The 17,700-nt window shown below is 47.1% G+C and carries 12 protein-coding genes and 1 pseudogene; all 13 read left to right on the top strand.

Annotated features, from left to right (window positions below; translation table 11 throughout):
* Window positions 1-127: 127 nt before the first annotated feature.
* The 13 genes and pseudogenes from EXG77_RS12035 to pulA all read left to right on the top strand — a co-directional run bounded on the left by EXG77_RS12035 (window position 128) and on the right by pulA (window position 17,679).
* Window positions 128-2,752 carry a glycosyltransferase gene (locus tag EXG77_RS12035; protein WP_023467460.1) on the top strand — a complete coding sequence of 875 codons (2,625 nt, stop codon included), beginning with the start codon at window positions 128-130 and terminating at the stop codon, window positions 2,750-2,752.
* Window positions 2,749-3,753, top strand: a complete 1,005-nt coding sequence (locus EXG77_RS12030) for a bifunctional 2-polyprenyl-6-hydroxyphenol methylase/3-demethylubiquinol 3-O-methyltransferase UbiG (protein ID WP_035398389.1) — start codon at window positions 2,749-2,751, stop codon at window positions 3,751-3,753. The genes EXG77_RS12035 and EXG77_RS12030 overlap by 4 nt, the downstream gene beginning before the upstream one ends.
* Window positions 3,648-4,964 carry a glycosyltransferase family 4 protein gene (locus tag EXG77_RS12025; protein ID WP_238987952.1) on the top strand — a complete coding sequence of 439 codons (1,317 nt, stop codon included), beginning with the start codon at window positions 3,648-3,650 and terminating at the stop codon, window positions 4,962-4,964. Before EXG77_RS12030 ends, EXG77_RS12025 begins: the two co-directional genes overlap by 106 nt.
* On the top strand, window positions 4,961-6,214 hold the full coding sequence (locus EXG77_RS12020) for a glycosyltransferase family 4 protein (RefSeq protein WP_035398386.1): 1,254 nt from the start codon (window positions 4,961-4,963) through the stop codon (window positions 6,212-6,214). The genes EXG77_RS12025 and EXG77_RS12020 overlap by 4 nt, the downstream gene beginning before the upstream one ends.
* Window positions 6,215-6,492: 278 nt before the next feature.
* Entirely contained in the window at window positions 6,493-7,785 is a 1,293-nt protein-coding gene (locus EXG77_RS12015; protein WP_023467466.1) for a nucleotide sugar dehydrogenase, read from the top strand.
* Window positions 7,782-8,582: an ABC transporter permease gene (locus EXG77_RS12010; protein ID WP_023467468.1), complete on the top strand. Its 801-nt coding sequence runs from the start codon at window positions 7,782-7,784 to the stop codon at window positions 8,580-8,582. Before EXG77_RS12015 ends, EXG77_RS12010 begins: the two co-directional genes overlap by 4 nt.
* An 11-nt stretch (window positions 8,583-8,593) precedes the next feature.
* A pseudogene (tagH, locus tag EXG77_RS12005) lies at window positions 8,594-9,334 on the top strand (teichoic acids export ABC transporter ATP-binding subunit TagH); the annotation flags it as partial.
* Between the two features lie 112 nt (window positions 9,335-9,446).
* Window positions 9,447-10,547: a non-hydrolyzing UDP-N-acetylglucosamine 2-epimerase gene (gene wecB / locus EXG77_RS12000; RefSeq protein ID WP_023467472.1), complete on the top strand. Its 1,101-nt coding sequence runs from the start codon at window positions 9,447-9,449 to the stop codon at window positions 10,545-10,547.
* Complete coding sequence (locus tag EXG77_RS11995) at window positions 10,544-11,029, top strand: hypothetical protein (RefSeq protein ID WP_035398384.1); 486 nt, start codon at window positions 10,544-10,546, stop codon at window positions 11,027-11,029. Before wecB ends, EXG77_RS11995 begins: the two co-directional genes overlap by 4 nt.
* Window positions 11,019-12,407, top strand: coding sequence for an MBOAT family protein (locus EXG77_RS11990; protein ID WP_023467476.1), 1,389 nt, complete (start codon window positions 11,019-11,021; stop codon window positions 12,405-12,407). Before EXG77_RS11995 ends, EXG77_RS11990 begins: the two co-directional genes overlap by 11 nt.
* A 15-nt stretch (window positions 12,408-12,422) precedes the next feature.
* Window positions 12,423-13,598, top strand: a complete 1,176-nt coding sequence (locus EXG77_RS11985; protein WP_035398382.1) for a DHHW family protein — start codon at window positions 12,423-12,425, stop codon at window positions 13,596-13,598.
* A gap of 25 nt (window positions 13,599-13,623) precedes the next feature.
* Entirely contained in the window at window positions 13,624-14,538 is a 915-nt protein-coding gene (locus EXG77_RS11980) for an LCP family protein (RefSeq protein ID WP_238987951.1), read from the top strand.
* Window positions 14,539-14,766: 228 nt separating this feature from the next.
* On the top strand, window positions 14,767-17,679 hold the full coding sequence (pulA, locus tag EXG77_RS11975) for a type I pullulanase (RefSeq protein ID WP_035398376.1): 2,913 nt from the start codon (window positions 14,767-14,769) through the stop codon (window positions 17,677-17,679).
* Window positions 17,680-17,700 lie beyond the last annotated feature (21 nt).

Raw genomic sequence — 17,700 nt, 5'->3', positions numbered from 1 at the left:
CTGGAATGTAAGGAAAATCCAAAAAAGCTTCATGAAGTCTTTACAAAAACCTTGCAAGTCCTTCAAGTAGCCTTTGAACTGCTTCCGTAGACTAAGAAAGAGTTGAAAAGAGGAAGGGTGTTTACGTGTGAGTGATCAAAAATGGAAACGACAAATCATGCAACAACTGAACTGGGTCCGCGAAGAGAAAAAACGGCTGACGAGCGCGACGACCGCAAGTAAAGATGCACTCGAAAAACTCCGTCAGTTAGACGTCTTGCGACTGCCGACGGTTCGAACTTCTAATAACACGACGACACGTTACCGACAAAATAGCCAAGCGTCACTACTAGATCAATTGGATGTCTCACATATACCGATCCGGACGACGACGCGTTATTATGAAAAACGATCAATCGAAATAGCCATCGTCTGTTCGGAATTCATGTATGCCTACTATGAAGATGCGGCTCATCTTCATTACGTTAATTCTGATACGTTTGAGGATGTCTTCAAACGCCCAATTGATCTATTTTTAGTTATTTCGTCTTGGAAAGGACTCCAAAATGATGATTGGAAAGGTGTCGCCACACCGAATTCCAAGAAGCGAAACCGATTACTTGCGATGATGCAAGAAGTGAGAGATAAAGGCATTCCAGTCGTTTTTCAATCGACAGAAGATCCGAGCAATCATGAACGTTTTCAAGACGTGGCGCAAGCTGCGGATTACGTTCTGACTTCAGATGAGGCGATGATTCCTGAATACCGTGTCTTATGTGGACACGATCGGATCATGGCGATGCCGTTTGGTGTCAATCCACTGATTCATAATCCAATCGGGGCGACACGTAGCCGAAAGAAGGGCGTCTTATTTGCCGGTAGCTGGATGGCGAAATATCCGGAACGTGTGAAAGATACGGAAATGTTATTTGATGGGGTGATGCAATCCTCGCACGAACTCGATATCGTGGACCGAAATTATCATCTCGACTTACCAGCTTATCAGTTTCCGGAGCGCTATCAATCACGGGTCGCACCAGCGATTCCTTATGATGCCTTACAACAAGTCAGTAAATGTTATGACTGGGTTTTGAACTTGAACAGCATCAAATACAGCAAAACGATGTGTGCCCGTCGCGTTTATGAATCACAAGCACTCGGGAATTTGATTCTGTCGAATTACAGTATCGCCGTCAATAATGAATTTCCGAATATTTTTACCGTGCATGACGCACAAGAGGCGACGGCAATCGTGGAGCGCACGTCGCAAGAAGAAATCGAACGGTTACGAGCAGAAGGACTTCGTGCCGTCATGACGGGGCATACGGTCTTCGAGCGGATGGATCAGATTCTAGCGTTCATCGGGCGCATACCTGAGACACAAAAACATCGTTTACTAGTCGTCGTCGCTCAGGACGGAGAAGACATCCGTAACGTAATCGATCGCCAAAGCCTCACACCCGACGCAATCGTTTCTGTGGATGCATTAACGGAGCAACTTTACAATCAAGCAGATCTCGTTGCTTGGATGGATGGACAGGAATCCTATGGTGAGTATTATCTAGAGGATCTTGTGAATGGTTTTAAATACAGTGATGCCAGCATCGTTCGCAAAGGAAGTGAGTATCCGTATCATGTACAAGAGATGAGCGGTAGCCGAAACGGTGCGATTGTTTGGCGGTCAGCTATCGGATATGACATGTTCCAGGCAGATGAACTGAACGGAAAAACACTGTTGCTTGATCAATTGGAGTGGAACGAGCAGACGGTAGTTCCGACGAATCAGACTCCGCAACTGTCGGTCGTTGTTCCAATCTATAACAATGGAAAACACCTCACGTATAAATGTTTCGCCAGTCTCACGCGGATGGATCGATTCATGGAGTCAGAGATTTTACTCGTAGATGATGGATCGACGGACAGAGCGACACGTCAAGCCGTAGAGCGTCTCGCACGACGTCATGAAAATGTCAGAACCTATTTCTTTGAGACAGGTGGAAGCGGTAGTGCTTCACGTCCGCGTAACAAAGGAGTCGAGATGGCACGAGCTGACTACGTGACGTTCCTTGATCCGGATAACGAGGTGCTCAGTGATCGATATGCCTTTTTGCTTCAAGAACTAGAAAAAGATCCATCACTTGATTTTGTGGCAGGGCATATGAAAAAGCTTGCCGAGAAGACAAGTATCATCGCCTTACCGACGATTCGTAAACAAGGACGAACGGTTTGTGAGGATCCGAAAGCTTTTCTATTGAAACATCGGTTTGCGGTACAAAGCATTCAAGCACTCGTCGTCCGTCGCACCTTCTTGCTTGAACATCAATTGGAACAGGTCATCGGTGCGGTTGGTCAGGACTCCTTGTTCTTCCAAGAATTGATGCTTCGCGCGAACCGTGTCTTACTCGTCAATCGAGTTATCCACTATTACTACGCAGCCGTTGCGGGGTCAACCGTGAATGCATTGACGGTGAAGTTCTTCGAACGAAGTGTCGTCCGAGAGCGGGCACGTGCTGAGAAATTCGCTCGTTATGGAGTGCTAGAGGAATACAAGGAAACTCGATTCGAGCATTTCTTTGAGCATTGGTATCTTGTCAAATTACGCTACTGCAGTGATAAGGATTTTGCACCGAGTGTCGCATTGTTGCGAACAATCATCGGATTCTATGAACCCATCACGTTGACGAACCCATTGATCCGTCAGTTCATAGAACTTGCGGATCGACAGGAGACGGATCGACTTCAACACTTATTACTCGAGGAGGTGCAGAAATGACGGCATCGATGAAAACAGCACGCCCCAAGGATCAAATCCGAGCTGCCTACTACGATCAGTTAGGTGGTGGATTCGGTAAAAAAGTTCGCGCACGTGTTCACTGGATCGTTCGACAAGCAAAAGGGGAGCACATTTTAGATATCGGGTGTTCGGGTGGAGTCGTTCCGATTTTACTTGGACGGGAAGGGAAACACGTCGTCGGAATCGATGTACTACCGGAAGCAATCATCGAGGCCAAACAAGCCTTACTGGAGGAACCAACATCCGTTAAAGAAAAGGTGGAATTACATGAAGCAAATGTCATGACATACACACCTGACATTCAATTCGATACAGTCTTGATGACGGAAGTACTGGAACATATCGGAGAGCCAGAGCGCTTTATCGCCCGTGCCGTCTCGTTCATCGCACCAGAAGGACGACTCGTCATCACAGTCCCATTCGGAGTAAACGATTATGCGGATCATAAACGGACATACTATTTAAATCAATTGCTTGAGCAGTTGACACCCTTCGGTAAAATCGAGACGATCGAGCGGATTGATAAGTGGCTCGGGGTCACGATCCAAGTCTATCCGGAACCTCGAGAGGGTCGAGCAATTTTACCAGCGGAAGTCGAATGGCTCGAGGATGCCTTTGAAGAGGTGGAACGATTGCATCTGGCAACGATCCTTGATTTAAAACGCAAGCAACAGAATCTAGAACGGAAAGTGCAACGGTTAGGAGAACAAACGGAAGAATTGGAGCATATTCGAGCAGAATCGCTACGTCATGAACAGCAACTGCAGGAACAGCATGAACAATACAAGATGCTTGAAGAACAATATGCCGCACTGCTTGATCGATTCGAAGGATCACTGGTGACAAATCTGGAATTGTTGGAGGCGAATGCATCATGGAAATCAAAATACCGCTCACTCGCGCGCTCAAAACTCGGAAAAGTCGTCGTCCGTTACTGGAAGTTCCGACGTCAACTCAAACAACACCGGAGTCGTCGATGAACGTCTTGATGATTTGTCAAAATTTCTATCCAGAAATCGGTAGTGCGGCAAACCGAATGAAGAATATCTTCAAGCGGATGGAACAAGCGGGAAATGATGTCCATGTGCTAACGTCAGAACCGCTCTATCCAACGGCAGAACTCTATACGGACTCGATGTTCTGGGATGAACCGAGCCTCGATACGGCTCATGTGACCCGTATTCAGCCACGTGACGTCCGGGCAACGAATAATTTATGGCGACGTCTTCGTTTATTCGTCGAACAATTCGTGCTCGCGATTAAAGAGGTGCGACATGACCCGAAATCCTATGCCTACATCTATGCGACGACGCCATCCATCTTCATGGGACTCGTCGGGGTCGTCGCGAAACATGTCAAAAAGGCTCCTTTGATTCTCGATGTACGTGACTTATGGCCGGAATCGTTGATTGGCGTCGGCATCACAAAATCGCGTCTCTTATTGACTCCGCTCTACTGGCTTGAAAAATGGATGTATCGTCAGGCCGATCAATTGGTCATCAACAGTGAGGGGTTCCGATCGTATATTGAAGGACGAGGCATTGCACCGGAAAAAATTCATTATATTCCAAACTCGATCGAGGAAAATGAGTGGTTGATCAAACGTCGAAAAGTATCGGAACAAGTGCGCGTCGTGTATACAGGAAATATCGGTCTCGCACAAGATGTGTTCTTGTTGCTTGACGTCGCACAGGAACTTCAACAAGAGGAGGATATCTATTTTCAAGTCGTCGGTTACGGCTATCACAAGCAAACGTTCGAACGACTCGTCAAGGAACGTGGATTAACGAACATCGAATTTCTTGACGCGATGCCACGCTGGGATGCGTTGAAACAACTCGCGAAGAGTGACATCGCCTTTGCGACACTCGTCGAGAGTACAGCGTTCGATACAGTGACACCAGGCAAAATCATCGACTACATGGCGATGGGCTGTGCCATCGTCGGTGCGGTATCCGGTCATGCGGCGCATGTCATTGAAGAAGCAGGAGCCGGTTATGTGTCTGTCCAGCGGAAAAAAGAGGAGATCGTTGATCATATTCTCGAGTTATCACGAAATCCAGAGAAACGTGCAGCGATGGGACGGGCGGGTGTGGATTACGTCCAACGCCATTTCGATTGGGAACAAAATGAACAGCGCTTGTTTGAAGCCATCGAACAAACGCAGTCACGAAAGGCGGTCGCAGAATGAAGCGCATTGGAATGTTTGTTTGGAATCCGTTTACGAATGATGCCCGTGTCTTACGTGAATGTACGGCACTTGTCGAAGCAGGACACCGCGTAGACCTATACTGCTTAAATGACGGAACACTTCCAGAAGTCGAATACCCGATGTCTGGGTTTCGCGTCATTCGAATCGACCGGACGCCACCTTTTGCGAGGTGGCTCCCGTTCTTTCGCAAACGGAAAAAACGGACTCTTGTGATCGGATTGATGGGTGCGCTTCTTGCGCCATGGCTTATTCCCGTGATGCTCGTGCTCTTTTTACTCATGCGAAGTCGATTCATCCGTTACGCCCTATATAACAGTTTCGGCATTCTTCGTATGACACGTACTGCCCGGAAGCATGATTATGACGTCATGCATGCGAACGATGTCAATACGTTACCACAAGCGATTGGGGCGGCGCGTGGTGCCCAAATCGTCTATGACTCGCATGAAGTCCAAACCGATCGGACAGGATACGGAAGCATGCAAGGGAAATTAGAACGCTGGCTGCTTCGATTCGTCGACCAGACGATCGTTGAAAATGACACGCGTGCAGATTATCATCAAAAATTATATGGAACCCGACCATCCGTCTTGCACAATTATCCGTTTTACGAACCGATTGTTCCGCAACCGCGACCGTTACGCGAAGAGTTAGCACTCGTACCAGACGAGCCGATTTTGTTGTATCAGGGCGGGATCCAGGAAGGACGTGGACTGGAGCGACTCATTGAAGCGATGCCGTTCATCGATCGAGGAACACTTATTTTCGTTGGAGATGGAAAGTTAAAGGGGAAACTGATGCAACTGGCTACGCAATCATCGGAAAAGTCTCGTATCCGCTTCATTGATAAGGTTCCACTTGCTGAACTACCCAGTTACACGGCAGCGGCGACGGTCGGCTTTCAAGTCCTCCAGAACGTTTGCTTCAATCATTATTCCGCTTCTTCGAATAAACTATTCGAATACATGGCGGCGTTGATTCCTGTCATCGCGGCCGACTTACCAGAAATCCGTCGTGTCGTCGAAACAGAAGGAGTTGGATTAATCGTCGATGTCGAATCACCGCAGAGTATCGCCGAGGCGGTCAATCGTCTAGTGAAGGATGAGAACTTGCGACGGGCGATGCAGGAACGAGCAAGCGTAGCAAGGAGACAATACAACTGGGAGCAAGAAAAAGGTCGACTTCTTGCTGTCTATGACTCGATTTTCATGGAATCTAGCGCAAAATAAGAAAAATAGTCAACGACTCGAAGGGAAATCCACGTGCAATGAAGGCGGATTCCTGACGAGTCGTTTTGTTTCATTCGAATAGACACGAAGGATTCGCGAAAGCTTCATAAGATTTACAAAAACGATAGAAAACACTGGAAATGTAAGGTCTGTGAAGAATGGTTTAAGAGATGGTTAGAAGCATTGGAAAGCAAAGGAAATGTCGTTATGGTCTAGTTACAGCCAAGCCACAGACCGTTCGTTGGCTAGTATGACTAACTCGATGGAGGAATGACAAAATGAAACTTTGCACAATCGGACTAGGATATATTGGATTACCTTCTTCTGCGATGTTCGCGGATCATGGCACGGAAGTCGTAGGTGTCGACATCGATCCACAAATCGTCAATCTTCTGAACACGGGAACGATTCATATTGAAGAACCAGGACTCGAGGATGTCATCAAACGAGTCGTCGCGAACGGAAAATTCCGAGCGACACTTACGCCAGAACGAGCAGATGTCTTTTTAATCGCCGTTCCAACTCCTAACTTAAACGATACGTATAAATCGTGTGATTTGAAATATGTCATTTCAGCGGTTAACAACATGCTACCCTTCCTTGAAAAAGGGAACGTCGTCATCGTCGAATCGACGATTGCGCCACGAACGATGGATGATCATGTCCGTCCCTTAATCGAAGCAGCTGGATTTACGATCGGTGAGGACATTTATGTCGTCCATTGTCCCGAGCGTGTCTTGCCAGGACAAATCTTACATGAACTTATCCATAATAACCGAATCGTTGGTGGATTGACGCCAGCGTGTGCGGAGGCAGGTGCTGCCGTCTACGAAACATTCGTTCAAGGTGAAATCGTCCGGACAGATGCGAAGACAGCCGAAATGTCGAAGTTGATGGAGAATACGTTCCGCGATGTCAACATTGCTCTCGCAAATGAATTGACGCAAGTATGTCATCAGCTAGAGATCAACGTCTTAGATGTGATTGAGATGGCGAACATGCACCCACGGGTGAACTTGCATCATCCGGGACCGGGAGTGGGTGGTCACTGTCTCGCAGTGGATCCGTACTTCATCGTCGCAAAAGCCCCATCGCTTGCTCGCATCATTCATACGGCACGACAAACGAACGTTCAGATGCCACAATTCGTTGCCGAACAAGCAGCTCGTCTCGTCGGTTCGCGTGTCCGTCCAAAAATCGCCGTCTTTGGTGTCACGTATAAAGGAAACGTCGACGACATGCGCGAGAGTCCAGCTGTCGAAGTCATTGAACAATTACTCGACCGTGGACTTGACGTCGCTGTCTGTGATCCGCACGTCGAACGCTCGATTTCGACACGTTTCGAACTCGTCGATGAGCTGGAGGCGATTCAAGGCGCCGACCTAGCGCTTGTCTTAGTCGACCACGATGAATTCAAACAATTCGATTCACGTCGTCTCGCAAACTACATGCGGACACCGTTACTCTTTGATACGAAAGGGATCGTCAATGAGCTCGACGCTGTCAAAGTCCTGAACTTCGGTAATTTGCATACGCACCGCGTGACGGAAGTGGATGCGAAAGCGATATGAACGCGTTACGAACGATTGGGGGAGAGTTGAAGGATCATCTATATCTGATCTTTCGGCTCTCGCTTTATGAAACAAAGAGTCAATATAGCATGCAATACCTGGGTTGGTTTTGGGAGATCATGACGCCACTACTCCAAATCGGTGTCTACTGGGTCGTATTCGGCTTCGGGATTCGTGGTGGGCATCCAGTCGATGGAATTCCGTTCGTTTTTTGGCTCGTCAGCGGATTGATTGCTTGGTTCTTCATCGGCAGTACGATTCCAAGTGGTTCCCGGTCGATTTATGGTCGGGTCGCCCTCGTCTCGAAGATGCATTTTCCATTGAGTACGATTCCGGCGTATGTCATTTTGGCACAATTCTACCGTCATCTCGCGATGATTGCTTTGACGATCATTTTGGGATGTGCCTTCGGTTACTTCCCGGGATGGCATACGTTTGAACTCCTATATATCGTACCGGCGGGCGTCGTATTCCTCTATGCGGTTTCCTTATTGTTATCCGCACTTGCGACGATGATTCGAGATGTGCAAAACATGGTGACATCTGCGATTCGCATGCTGATGTATTTAACACCAATCATGTGGATTCCGCCAGATCACTCGTTATTTAAGATGTTGTTGATGTTAAACCCACTCGTTTATTTGATTGAGGGATATCGGTCCGCACTCATCGGAACGGGTTATCTGCTCGATCATATGTGGTACGGCGTGTATTTCTGGTGTATGACGCTCGCAATCTTACTTGTTGGAGCATCGATTCACATTCGATTCCGACGCTATTTCATCGATTACGTATAGGAGGGAGAACGATGGGTCATGTCGTGTTTGAGAATGTATCGAAACGGTACATGCTCTATGCCCGACCGATCGACAAGCTAAAGGAAGTGTTGTTCGGTAAGGTGAATGGAAAATCGTTCTATGCTCTGAAGAACGTCTCCTTTTCTGTGGAAGAGGGAGAAATCGTCGGTGTCGTTGGCATCAACGGAAGTGGGAAATCGACACTATCGCATCTGCTTGCTAACGTGACACCACCGACGTATGGTCGGGTCACATTGGGTGGGAAGTCAGCATTGATTGCCATCTCTAGTGGATTGAATAGTCAACTGACAGGGCGAGATAACATTGAATTAAAAGGGCTGATGATGGGCTTGACGAAACGCCAAATCGAGACGATTACTCCAGAAATTTTAGAGTTCGCTGATATCGGGGAGTTCATCGATCAGCCAGTCAAGACATACTCGAGCGGCATGCGAGCTCGAATTGGTTTTGCGATCTCGATTCATATTAATCCAGATATCTTGATCATCGACGAAGCGCTCTCAGTCGGAGACCAAACGTTTACTGAAAAGTGTCTCGATAAGATGCGTGAATTCCGCGATCAAGGGAAAACGATTTTTTTCGTCAGTCATTCGCTCAGCCAGGTAAAGAGTTTCTGTACAAAAATCCTTTGGTTGGAATACGGGGAAGTACGTCTATTTGGTCCGACGAACGAAACGTTGGCTGAATACAATAAATATCTATATTGGTACAAACAGTTATCAAAAAAGCAAGCCTCCCATTACGTAGCTAAGAAACGAACGGAACGGATTGGTTCCGTGGATCAGCAGATGATGGGCGAGACGATTGAACAATCGTCATGAAATGAGATAGGGGATGAAGTAAATGAAACGTGTCATGCTTGTATTCGGAACACGACCAGAGGCGATCAAAATGGCGCCGGTCGTCAAAGCACTTGAAAATCGTCAGGACGTCGAACCAATCGTCGTCGTTACAGCACAACACCGAGAGATGCTCGATCAGGTCCTTGAACTGTTCGAAATCACTCCGGACCATGACTTGGATTTGATGCGTCCGCGTCAGACGTTAGAGGAAATGACGGCGCGTATTTTAAACGCGATGCGTCGCGTCCTCGAAAAGGAACAGCCGGATCTCGTCCTTGTCCATGGGGATACGACGACGACGTTCGCTGCTTCTTTAGCGGCGTTCTATCAACAGATTCCAGTCGGTCATGTGGAAGCAGGACTACGGACATATGAAAAGTATGCGCCGTTCCCAGAAGAGATGAATCGTCAATTGACAGGTGTGTTGGCGGATTATCATTTTGCACCGACCGAACAGGCTGCAATGAATTTACGTGCTGAGAACAAGCAGACACCAATCATCGTAACCGGTAATACGGTCATCGATGCGTTGAAGACGACTGTATCACCGACATATACGCATCCTGTCCTATCGCGCCTAGAGAAGTCGGGACGAAAACTCGTTCTTTTGACGGTTCATCGCCGTGAGAATCATTTACAACTGGCAACGATTTTTGAGGCGATCGAACGGTTAGCAAATGATCATCCAGAAATCGAAATCGTCTATCCGGTTCATCCGAATCCGGTCGTACTAGAAGCGGCAGCTCGCTTGGAGCATCATCCGCGGATTCAATTGATCGAACCGCTTGATGTCTTTGACTTCCATAATCTTGCGGCTCGGGCATCCTTCATTCTGACCGACTCAGGTGGGATTCAAGAGGAAGCACCTTCGCTCGGCGTGCCTGTCCTTGTCTTACGGGAGACGACAGAGCGTCCAGAAGGGGTCGAAGCTGGAACGTTGAAGCTCGTCGGGACGAATCCAGAGATGATTTATACGATGAGTCATCAATTGTTGACGGATCAGGTGTTCTATCAATCGATGGCACAAGCGGCGAATCCTTATGGCGATGGACAAGCGGCGGAGCGAATCGTCGATGCCATCATGAGTGAGGTACCTGTATGAGTCAACGTATTCCTCCAGCGATTTATCAATTCTTTCCATTCGGAACGCAGGAAAAAATCTTGCTTGAGGATGCTACAGATGGTGTCTATTTTGATTTTCAAGAAGCGACGGCAGACGACAAATTGTACATTCAGTTGTTTGATCAAGGATTTCAACATCCGCCTTCAAAGTTATACCGATCAGACGCAACGATTACAGGAGATCTCATCGAGGTGACCTGTCATTTCGAAGTCGATGCACCATGTGTCGTTCAGTTATTCAAGATGCAATATGGACAGAAAAAACGGATGGGATCGGAAACGGAAACCGTCACATTGACGAATGCGACAGTCGTTCATGTACAGATGAAACGAGTACCAGGAGCGAAGTATTTCAAGGTGGCATGGAAGTTCTTGCAAGAGGGGAGCTTCCGGGTCCATCTCCGGGACATTCAGATTGTGCAACATGTCACGGCAGGGGAGGAAGCGACGTATGCTATTTAGTTCGACGATATTCTTATTTCTGTTCTTACCGACTGTGTTGATCGTCTATTACCTACTCCCACGCAGCTTCCGAAATGGCTGGTTATTAGTGACGAGTCTATTCTTTTATGCATTCGGAGAACCGCGTTTTGCATTGCTGATGCTACTGAGCGTCACAATCAACTACTTCTTCGCCTTGTTCGTCGATCTGTATCGACACCGAATTGGCGTCAAATGGATCATGTTCAGCATGATCGTAGTCAATCTGGGGTTACTCGGCTGGTTCAAGTACAGCGGATTTTTTGTTCGTTCAGTCAACGAGACATTCGGATTAGGATGGTTCGTACCAGAAGTCGTCTTGCCACTCGGGATCTCGTTCTATACGTTTCATGCGATGAGTTATGTCATCGACATCTACAAAGGGAAGGAAGCGGTGCAAAAGAATCCGCTTGACCTCGCCCTTTATATCGCGTTCTTTCCCCAACTCGTCGCGGGTCCGATCGTTCGCTATAACACGATTGCGAGCCAAATCGAGTCACGAGAAGAGACGGTTTCCGATTTTGCCCGAGGGGTTCGTCGGTTTACGATCGGCTTAGCTAAAAAACTGATTCTTGCCAATGGATGTGGTCAGGTCGCGGATGCCATCTTCAATATGAAAGATCTTTCGATGGGGCTTGCTTGGATCGGCATCATCGCCTACGCCTTACAAATCTATTTCGATTTTTCGGGATACAGTGATATGGCGATTGGACTAGCTTTGATGTTCGGATTTCATTTTCTTGAGAATTTTAACTATCCCTACATTTCAAAGTCAGTTTCTGAATTTTGGCGTCGTTGGCATATTTCGCTTGGATCGTGGTTCCGGGATTATGTCTACATCCCGCTTGGTGGAAATCGTGTCTCACCATGGTTACAGTATCGCAACTTAGCAATTGTCTGGATGCTGACAGGTCTTTGGCATGGTGCGAGTTGGACGTTTGTCGCGTGGGGAGCGTATTACGGAATCTGGATCATGCTCGAGAAAGCATTTCTCGGGAAATGGTTGGAGAAAATGCCAGTCTTCTCGACCGTTTGGACACTCGTACTCGTGTTGGTCGGTTGGGTATTCTTCCGTTCCGAGACGTTCCCAGAAGCCGTTACGTACATTCAAGCGATGTTCGTACCAGATGTAATCTGGGATGAACGCGCGAGCTACCAGCTTGTCCAAAATGGTGTTCTATTGCTTGTCGCGTGTATCGCAGCGACACCGATTCCGAAAATCATCGGAGAGCGATTAGTCGTGTCACTCGGAAGAATTGGTACGACGATGCAGTATGGGTATGCGATGTTGCTACTATTTTTGGCGACATCAGCACTTGTTGCAAGTACGTTTAACCCATTCATCTATTTCCGCTTCTAAAAAGGAGGTCTACTGATGGCACAGCCACTTGAAACAGAAAATAAGCAGGGACAAAAACGGACGACTTCTTTTGAACGGATCATGATGTGGGTGACGACGATTAGTTTTTTACTCATCTTGTTAACGATTGGTATCGGAACGATCGTCCGAGAGGATCGTGTGCGTTCCCAGTTAGAAAACCGTACACTCGCACAATCGGTCAATCCGACGATCGAAGGAATCGCGACTGGAAAAGACATGCTGAAGATGGAGACGTATTTCACGGATCAACTACTTTTGCGGGGAACGTTCGTTGAGATGCAAGCGCTACTATCGAAGGATGTCTTCAGACAGCCATTTCGTAATGGAATCTATACAGCTAAAAATGGCTATATGATCGAACCGAGTGCCTCGACTCAAGTCCAGATTCCAAACGCGTTTCAGCAATTCGTGCAAGAAGTCGATCGACCCGTATATATGGCGCTAGCTCCATCGAAGACGGTCATTGCTGAACGCGATCAGTTGATCCCATCGTATGTTGCTTCGAATGCACGGACACGTTACGCAGGAATGATTCGTGACTTCAAGGCTGCCGGGATGACGAATTTGTCACTTGATCAATTAAAACTAACGGACTACTTCAAGACGGACCATCACTGGAATATCGACGGGGCAGCGTCAGCATACCAGACGATTACGAAGGGGATGGGCTTGCAACCGGTCACACCATCAAAAGTAGATCGTAAAGAGGATGAGCATGCCTATTATGGTTCATTAGCGCGAAAGACGACGCTTGCGTACGCGACGTCCGGTGATCAGTTAGCTTATTATGGACCAGCATTCTTTAAAGGGATCGATGTCTGTTACGACGGGGCATGCGATCGCCCAGTCATTGATGAATCCTTCGTTCAGCAGGAGGGAGATTACGTCGATCGGTATGAAGTATTCTTGCGCGGGAATCACGGCATCATGTCGATGAAGGAGCAGACGAAGAATGATCGCCCAACGATTCTCGTCTTAAAGGATTCATTCGCGAATCCCGTCTTACCGTTCCTTGCTAAAAGTGCCAATCTAGAAGTCGTCGACGTTCGTTATGTGCCAAAATCATTCGACGTCTCGCAGTTCGCTAAACAAAAACAAGTCGACTCCGTGTTGTTCCTGCATAACTCGAACATTGCTGGATTGATGAAGACGTATGAAAACACACTATGAAGGAGTTCATGACATGAGATCCCGAATGGCGAAAAGAAAACCACGCCTTGTTTGGCGCGTATTGAGTGCGCTCCTACTAGGGTTCGTTCTGATTGCTAGTACATCAGCTGGTTTAGCTTTTTTAAAAGTGAAGCAAACGGCAGACGCGTTCTTAACACCGTTAGATGGAGAGCGGCCGAAGCCACTCGAATCGATGAAGCCGGTCAATGTCTTGTTACTGGGCGTGGATGAACGGAAAAACGATAAAGGACGTGCCGATGCCATCATGCTTCTTTCATTCAATCCAAAAACAAGACAAGCGACTTCTCTGTCTATTCCAAGAGATATGCAGGTAACCGTGCCGTCTGGCGAAAAGACTAAAATCAATCATACCTATGCCTATGGGGGGGTGAAAGAGACAGTCGAGACGGTGGAGCAGACGTTTGAGACCGATATTCCTTATTATGCGAAAATCAACATGGATGGATTGATTGAGTTGGTCGATGCTGTTGGGGGTGTCACGGTCGACAATCCATCTGCCTTCAGTTGGAACGACCGTCGTCTTCAAAAGGAGTATGAGAAAGGGAAAATTCATCTGACGGGTCTTGAAGCGAGTGGTTACGCTCGGATGCGAAAGCAAGATCCACTCGGCGATATGGGACGACAAATTCGTCAGCGTCAAGTGCTAGAAGCCGTCGGAATGAAGCTTGCTGGACCACAGTTGTTGACGCAACTCGAAAAGATTACGGACGTCATGAAAAACAACTTTACGACGAATATTGGACTCGATGTCGTAGCGCAACTAGCGCAGGAAAATCAGCGGGGGTTCGAACAATTAAAGCCGCTGAAAATCGAGGGAGAAGGATATATCGCAAGTGATGGTGTCTGGTATTTCTTTGCATCGGACGAATCAATGGAACAGACGAAGCAGACAATCGCTAAACTTCTTGCACGATCGTAAGCTATAACTAGTAGTACCATCAGACAAATCAGGATGAGCGTCTCTAGCACATGATTGTGGAGACGCTTTTCTTCTGTCTTCCTCTGATGTAACTCCCCATTCTTTTTGAAAAAAAGTGCTTGGTTCAAAAGTCTTATTTTCGACCAAACCGATGAAATAGGCTTTGACAGGACTTGTAAACGGATGCAAAATGAAAACGATTACATACCAAAAGGAGATGGCTACCGTATGAAACGCATGAGATTCGTTTGTATCGTTGCGCTAACGTTTGCACTGATATTTAGTGGACTCTCTTTATCCGGTCAAGCACTGGAAAAAGGGAAGTCGACATTGGTCATCATTCACTACAAGGCAGACCCGAATGCCACAAAGGATTGGAATCTGTGGTTATGGGCAAATGGACCGGATTATTTTCCAAATAAAGCTCACGCTTTTAACGGCGAGGATGCTTACGGAAAAATCGCAGCTTATGAATTCCCAGTTGATCAGCCGGAAAAAATCGGCTTCATCGTTCGAGATGATAACTGGAACAAAGATGGGGGATCTGAGAATGATCGCTTCATTACGAAAGACATGATTAAAAATGGTGTTGCTGAAATCTGGATCGAGTCGGGAAGTAAGAACATCTCGACAGTCAATCCAAGCAATGGAGCAGATGTCGAAAATATCGACACGAACATCCACTATTACCGGTATGACAATGATTATGACAAGTATGGCGTTTGGTCTTGGCCGGAAGAGCAAGATGGCAAGCGATTCGAGTTCGACAAGCAAGATGAGTTCGGTGCCGTTGCCAAGGTAACACTCGATAATCCGACGAAAGCACGTCTTGCAGGCGTCATTCCTCATCTTGAAGGATGGTCGGAAAAAGACGGAGCTGATCGTTTCTTTTATGCAGGGGCGAAAGACATCTGGTTGATTGAAGGGGATCAGACGGTATACTACAGCAAACCGGAAATCGATCGCACACCGAAAATCACAAGCTTTTTAGCAGATGACTTCCGGACGATGACATTGAAAACGAATGCACCGTTGACGGAAGAAGACGTAAAGGCATTTACGTTTGAAGGCGTGACGAATCCAGCCGTGTCAGCAATCGATGCCAAAACGGTAAAAGTCGAAGTCATTTCAGATATCGATTTAGCAAAAGTCGTCCGAGCGTCTCATCCTGTTTTTGGAGAAGCAGTCCTTGAAGCGGGTAAAGTGCTCCGTTCGAAAGCATTCGACCAAAAGTATGCCTACGATGGAAAACTCGGTGTCGACTATCAAAAGTCAAAGACGACGTTTAAAGTTTGGGCACCGACAGCACAAGCGGTCGAGCTCGAATTGTATCGCTTACCAAAGCAACAAGCTGCTACGACAAAAGATATCACGCGCGAAATCAAGATGGAACGAACGGATCGTGGTGTGTATCAAGTGACGGTCAAGGGCGATCTTGACGGTGTCGGATACACATACGAAGTCAAACATGCCAAAGAATCGACGCGTGCGGTTGATCCGTATGCGACAGCAGTCGCCGTCAATGGCGACCAAGGTGTCGTCGTCGACTTACGCGAGACGGATCCAAAACGCTGGACAAATGGAAAAATGCCACTTCGCCATGCGACAGATGCGATCATCTATGAATCACACGTCCGTGATTTATCGATGTTTGATGTGACGAACTCGGGTTACGATTCAGGTATCAAACAAAAAGGGAAGTATCTCGGCGTCATCGAGCCAGGTACACGTTTAACGAAGGATGGTAAGAAAACGAAGACGAAGACGGGACTTGATCATCTGAAGGAACTTGGCATCACGCACGTTCAGTTCATTCCAGTCTATGATTTCAACACAGCTTCCGTCGATGAGACGAACCCGCTTAAATCGTATAACTGGGGTTATGATCCAAAGAACTATAACGCACCAGAAGGATCGTATGCGACAAACCCCTATGATCCAAAAGTCCGAATCAAGGAAATGAAGCAGATGATTCAAGGGCTACATGACAATGGACTTCGTGCTGTCATGGATGTCGTCTACAACCACATGTTTGACGCAAAGGCATCAAACCTTGATAAAATCGTTCCTGGTTATTACTACCGTTATACAGAAGGCGGCGATTTAGCGAACGGAACGGGTGTCGGAAACGATACAGCGTCTGAGCGTCAAATGATGCACAAATTGATCGTTGATTCTGTCTCTTACTGGGCGAAAGAATACCACTGGGACGGATTCCGATTTGACTTAATGGGCATTCATGATGTCAAGACGATGAATGCTGTCAAACAGGCGACAAAACGAATTGATCCGTCGATTCTCGTATTCGGAGAAGGGTGGAGCCTTGGAACACCGCTTCCAGATTCAGAGAAGGCCAACCAAACGAATACAAAACAAATGCCAGGAATCGGACATTTCAATGACAACCTACGCGATGCGCTCAAAGGTAGCGTCTTCATCGATTCAGATGCTGGTTTCATTAACGGAGCAACGGGTCTTGAAACGCGCATCAAACGCGGAATCGTCGGAGAGATTGCTTATAACAAAGAGATTCAAGGATTTACGCAAGAACCAGATCAAGCGATCACTTACGTTGAAGCACATGATAACCATACGCTCTGGGATAAGTTGAACCTGACGAATCCGAAAGACAATGACGCAACGAAGACAAAGATGCATCGTTTGGCTTCAAGTATCTTGTTGACGTCTCAAGGAACAACGTTCATCCATGCAGGACAGGATTTCATGCGGACGAAGGGCGGCGACCATAACTCATATAAATCACCGGATTCTGTCAACCAGCTCGACTGGAAACGGAAGATGGACCGTCAACAAGACGTTGATTATATGACAGGATTGATCGAGTTACGCAAAAAGAATCCAGTACTTCATTTAGCAACAGCAAAAGACATTCGTCGTTACCTGACGTTTGAAGCAGCACCGGCTCAAGTCATCGCGTATCGACTAGATGATGCTGCGCCGAAACAAAAAGAGGATCTCTATGTCATTCACAATGCAAATCGAAAAGCAGTCGACATGAAGTTACCAAAAGGAAAATGGAAGCTGCTTGTAGACGGTAAACAAGCAGGAACCAAAGCAATCCGTAACGTATCAGGTGCGGTTCGTGTCGAAGGACTTAGCTCATTCGTCTTATCAAAATAAATGAACAGATAAAAAAGGACG

This window comes from Exiguobacterium sp. OS-77 (assembly GCF_000414195.2).
GTDB lineage: Bacteria > Bacillota > Bacilli > Exiguobacteriales > Exiguobacteriaceae > Exiguobacterium_A > Exiguobacterium_A indicum.
This window is presented reverse-complemented; position numbering and strand designations above follow the sequence as displayed.

Coding starts and splice junctions, on each gene's coding strand:
- EXG77_RS11990 (WP_023467476.1), top strand. CDS start 11,019: ATGCTATTTAGTTCGACGATATTCTTATTTCTGTTCTTACCGACTGTG.
- EXG77_RS12020 (WP_035398386.1), top strand. CDS start 4,961: ATGAAGCGCATTGGAATGTTTGTTTGGAATCCGTTTACGAATGATGCC.
- EXG77_RS12015 (WP_023467466.1), top strand. CDS start 6,493: ATGAAACTTTGCACAATCGGACTAGGATATATTGGATTACCTTCTTCT.
- EXG77_RS11980 (WP_238987951.1), top strand. CDS start 13,624: ATGGCGAAAAGAAAACCACGCCTTGTTTGGCGCGTATTGAGTGCGCTC.
- EXG77_RS12010 (WP_023467468.1), top strand. CDS start 7,782: ATGAACGCGTTACGAACGATTGGGGGAGAGTTGAAGGATCATCTATAT.
- EXG77_RS12025 (WP_238987952.1), top strand. CDS start 3,648: ATGGAAATCAAAATACCGCTCACTCGCGCGCTCAAAACTCGGAAAAGT.
- EXG77_RS11985 (WP_035398382.1), top strand. CDS start 12,423: ATGGCACAGCCACTTGAAACAGAAAATAAGCAGGGACAAAAACGGACG.
- EXG77_RS11995 (WP_035398384.1), top strand. CDS start 10,544: ATGAGTCAACGTATTCCTCCAGCGATTTATCAATTCTTTCCATTCGGA.
- EXG77_RS12030 (WP_035398389.1), top strand. CDS start 2,749: ATGACGGCATCGATGAAAACAGCACGCCCCAAGGATCAAATCCGAGCT.
- pulA (WP_035398376.1), top strand. CDS start 14,767: ATGAAACGCATGAGATTCGTTTGTATCGTTGCGCTAACGTTTGCACTG.
- wecB (WP_023467472.1), top strand. CDS start 9,447: ATGAAACGTGTCATGCTTGTATTCGGAACACGACCAGAGGCGATCAAA.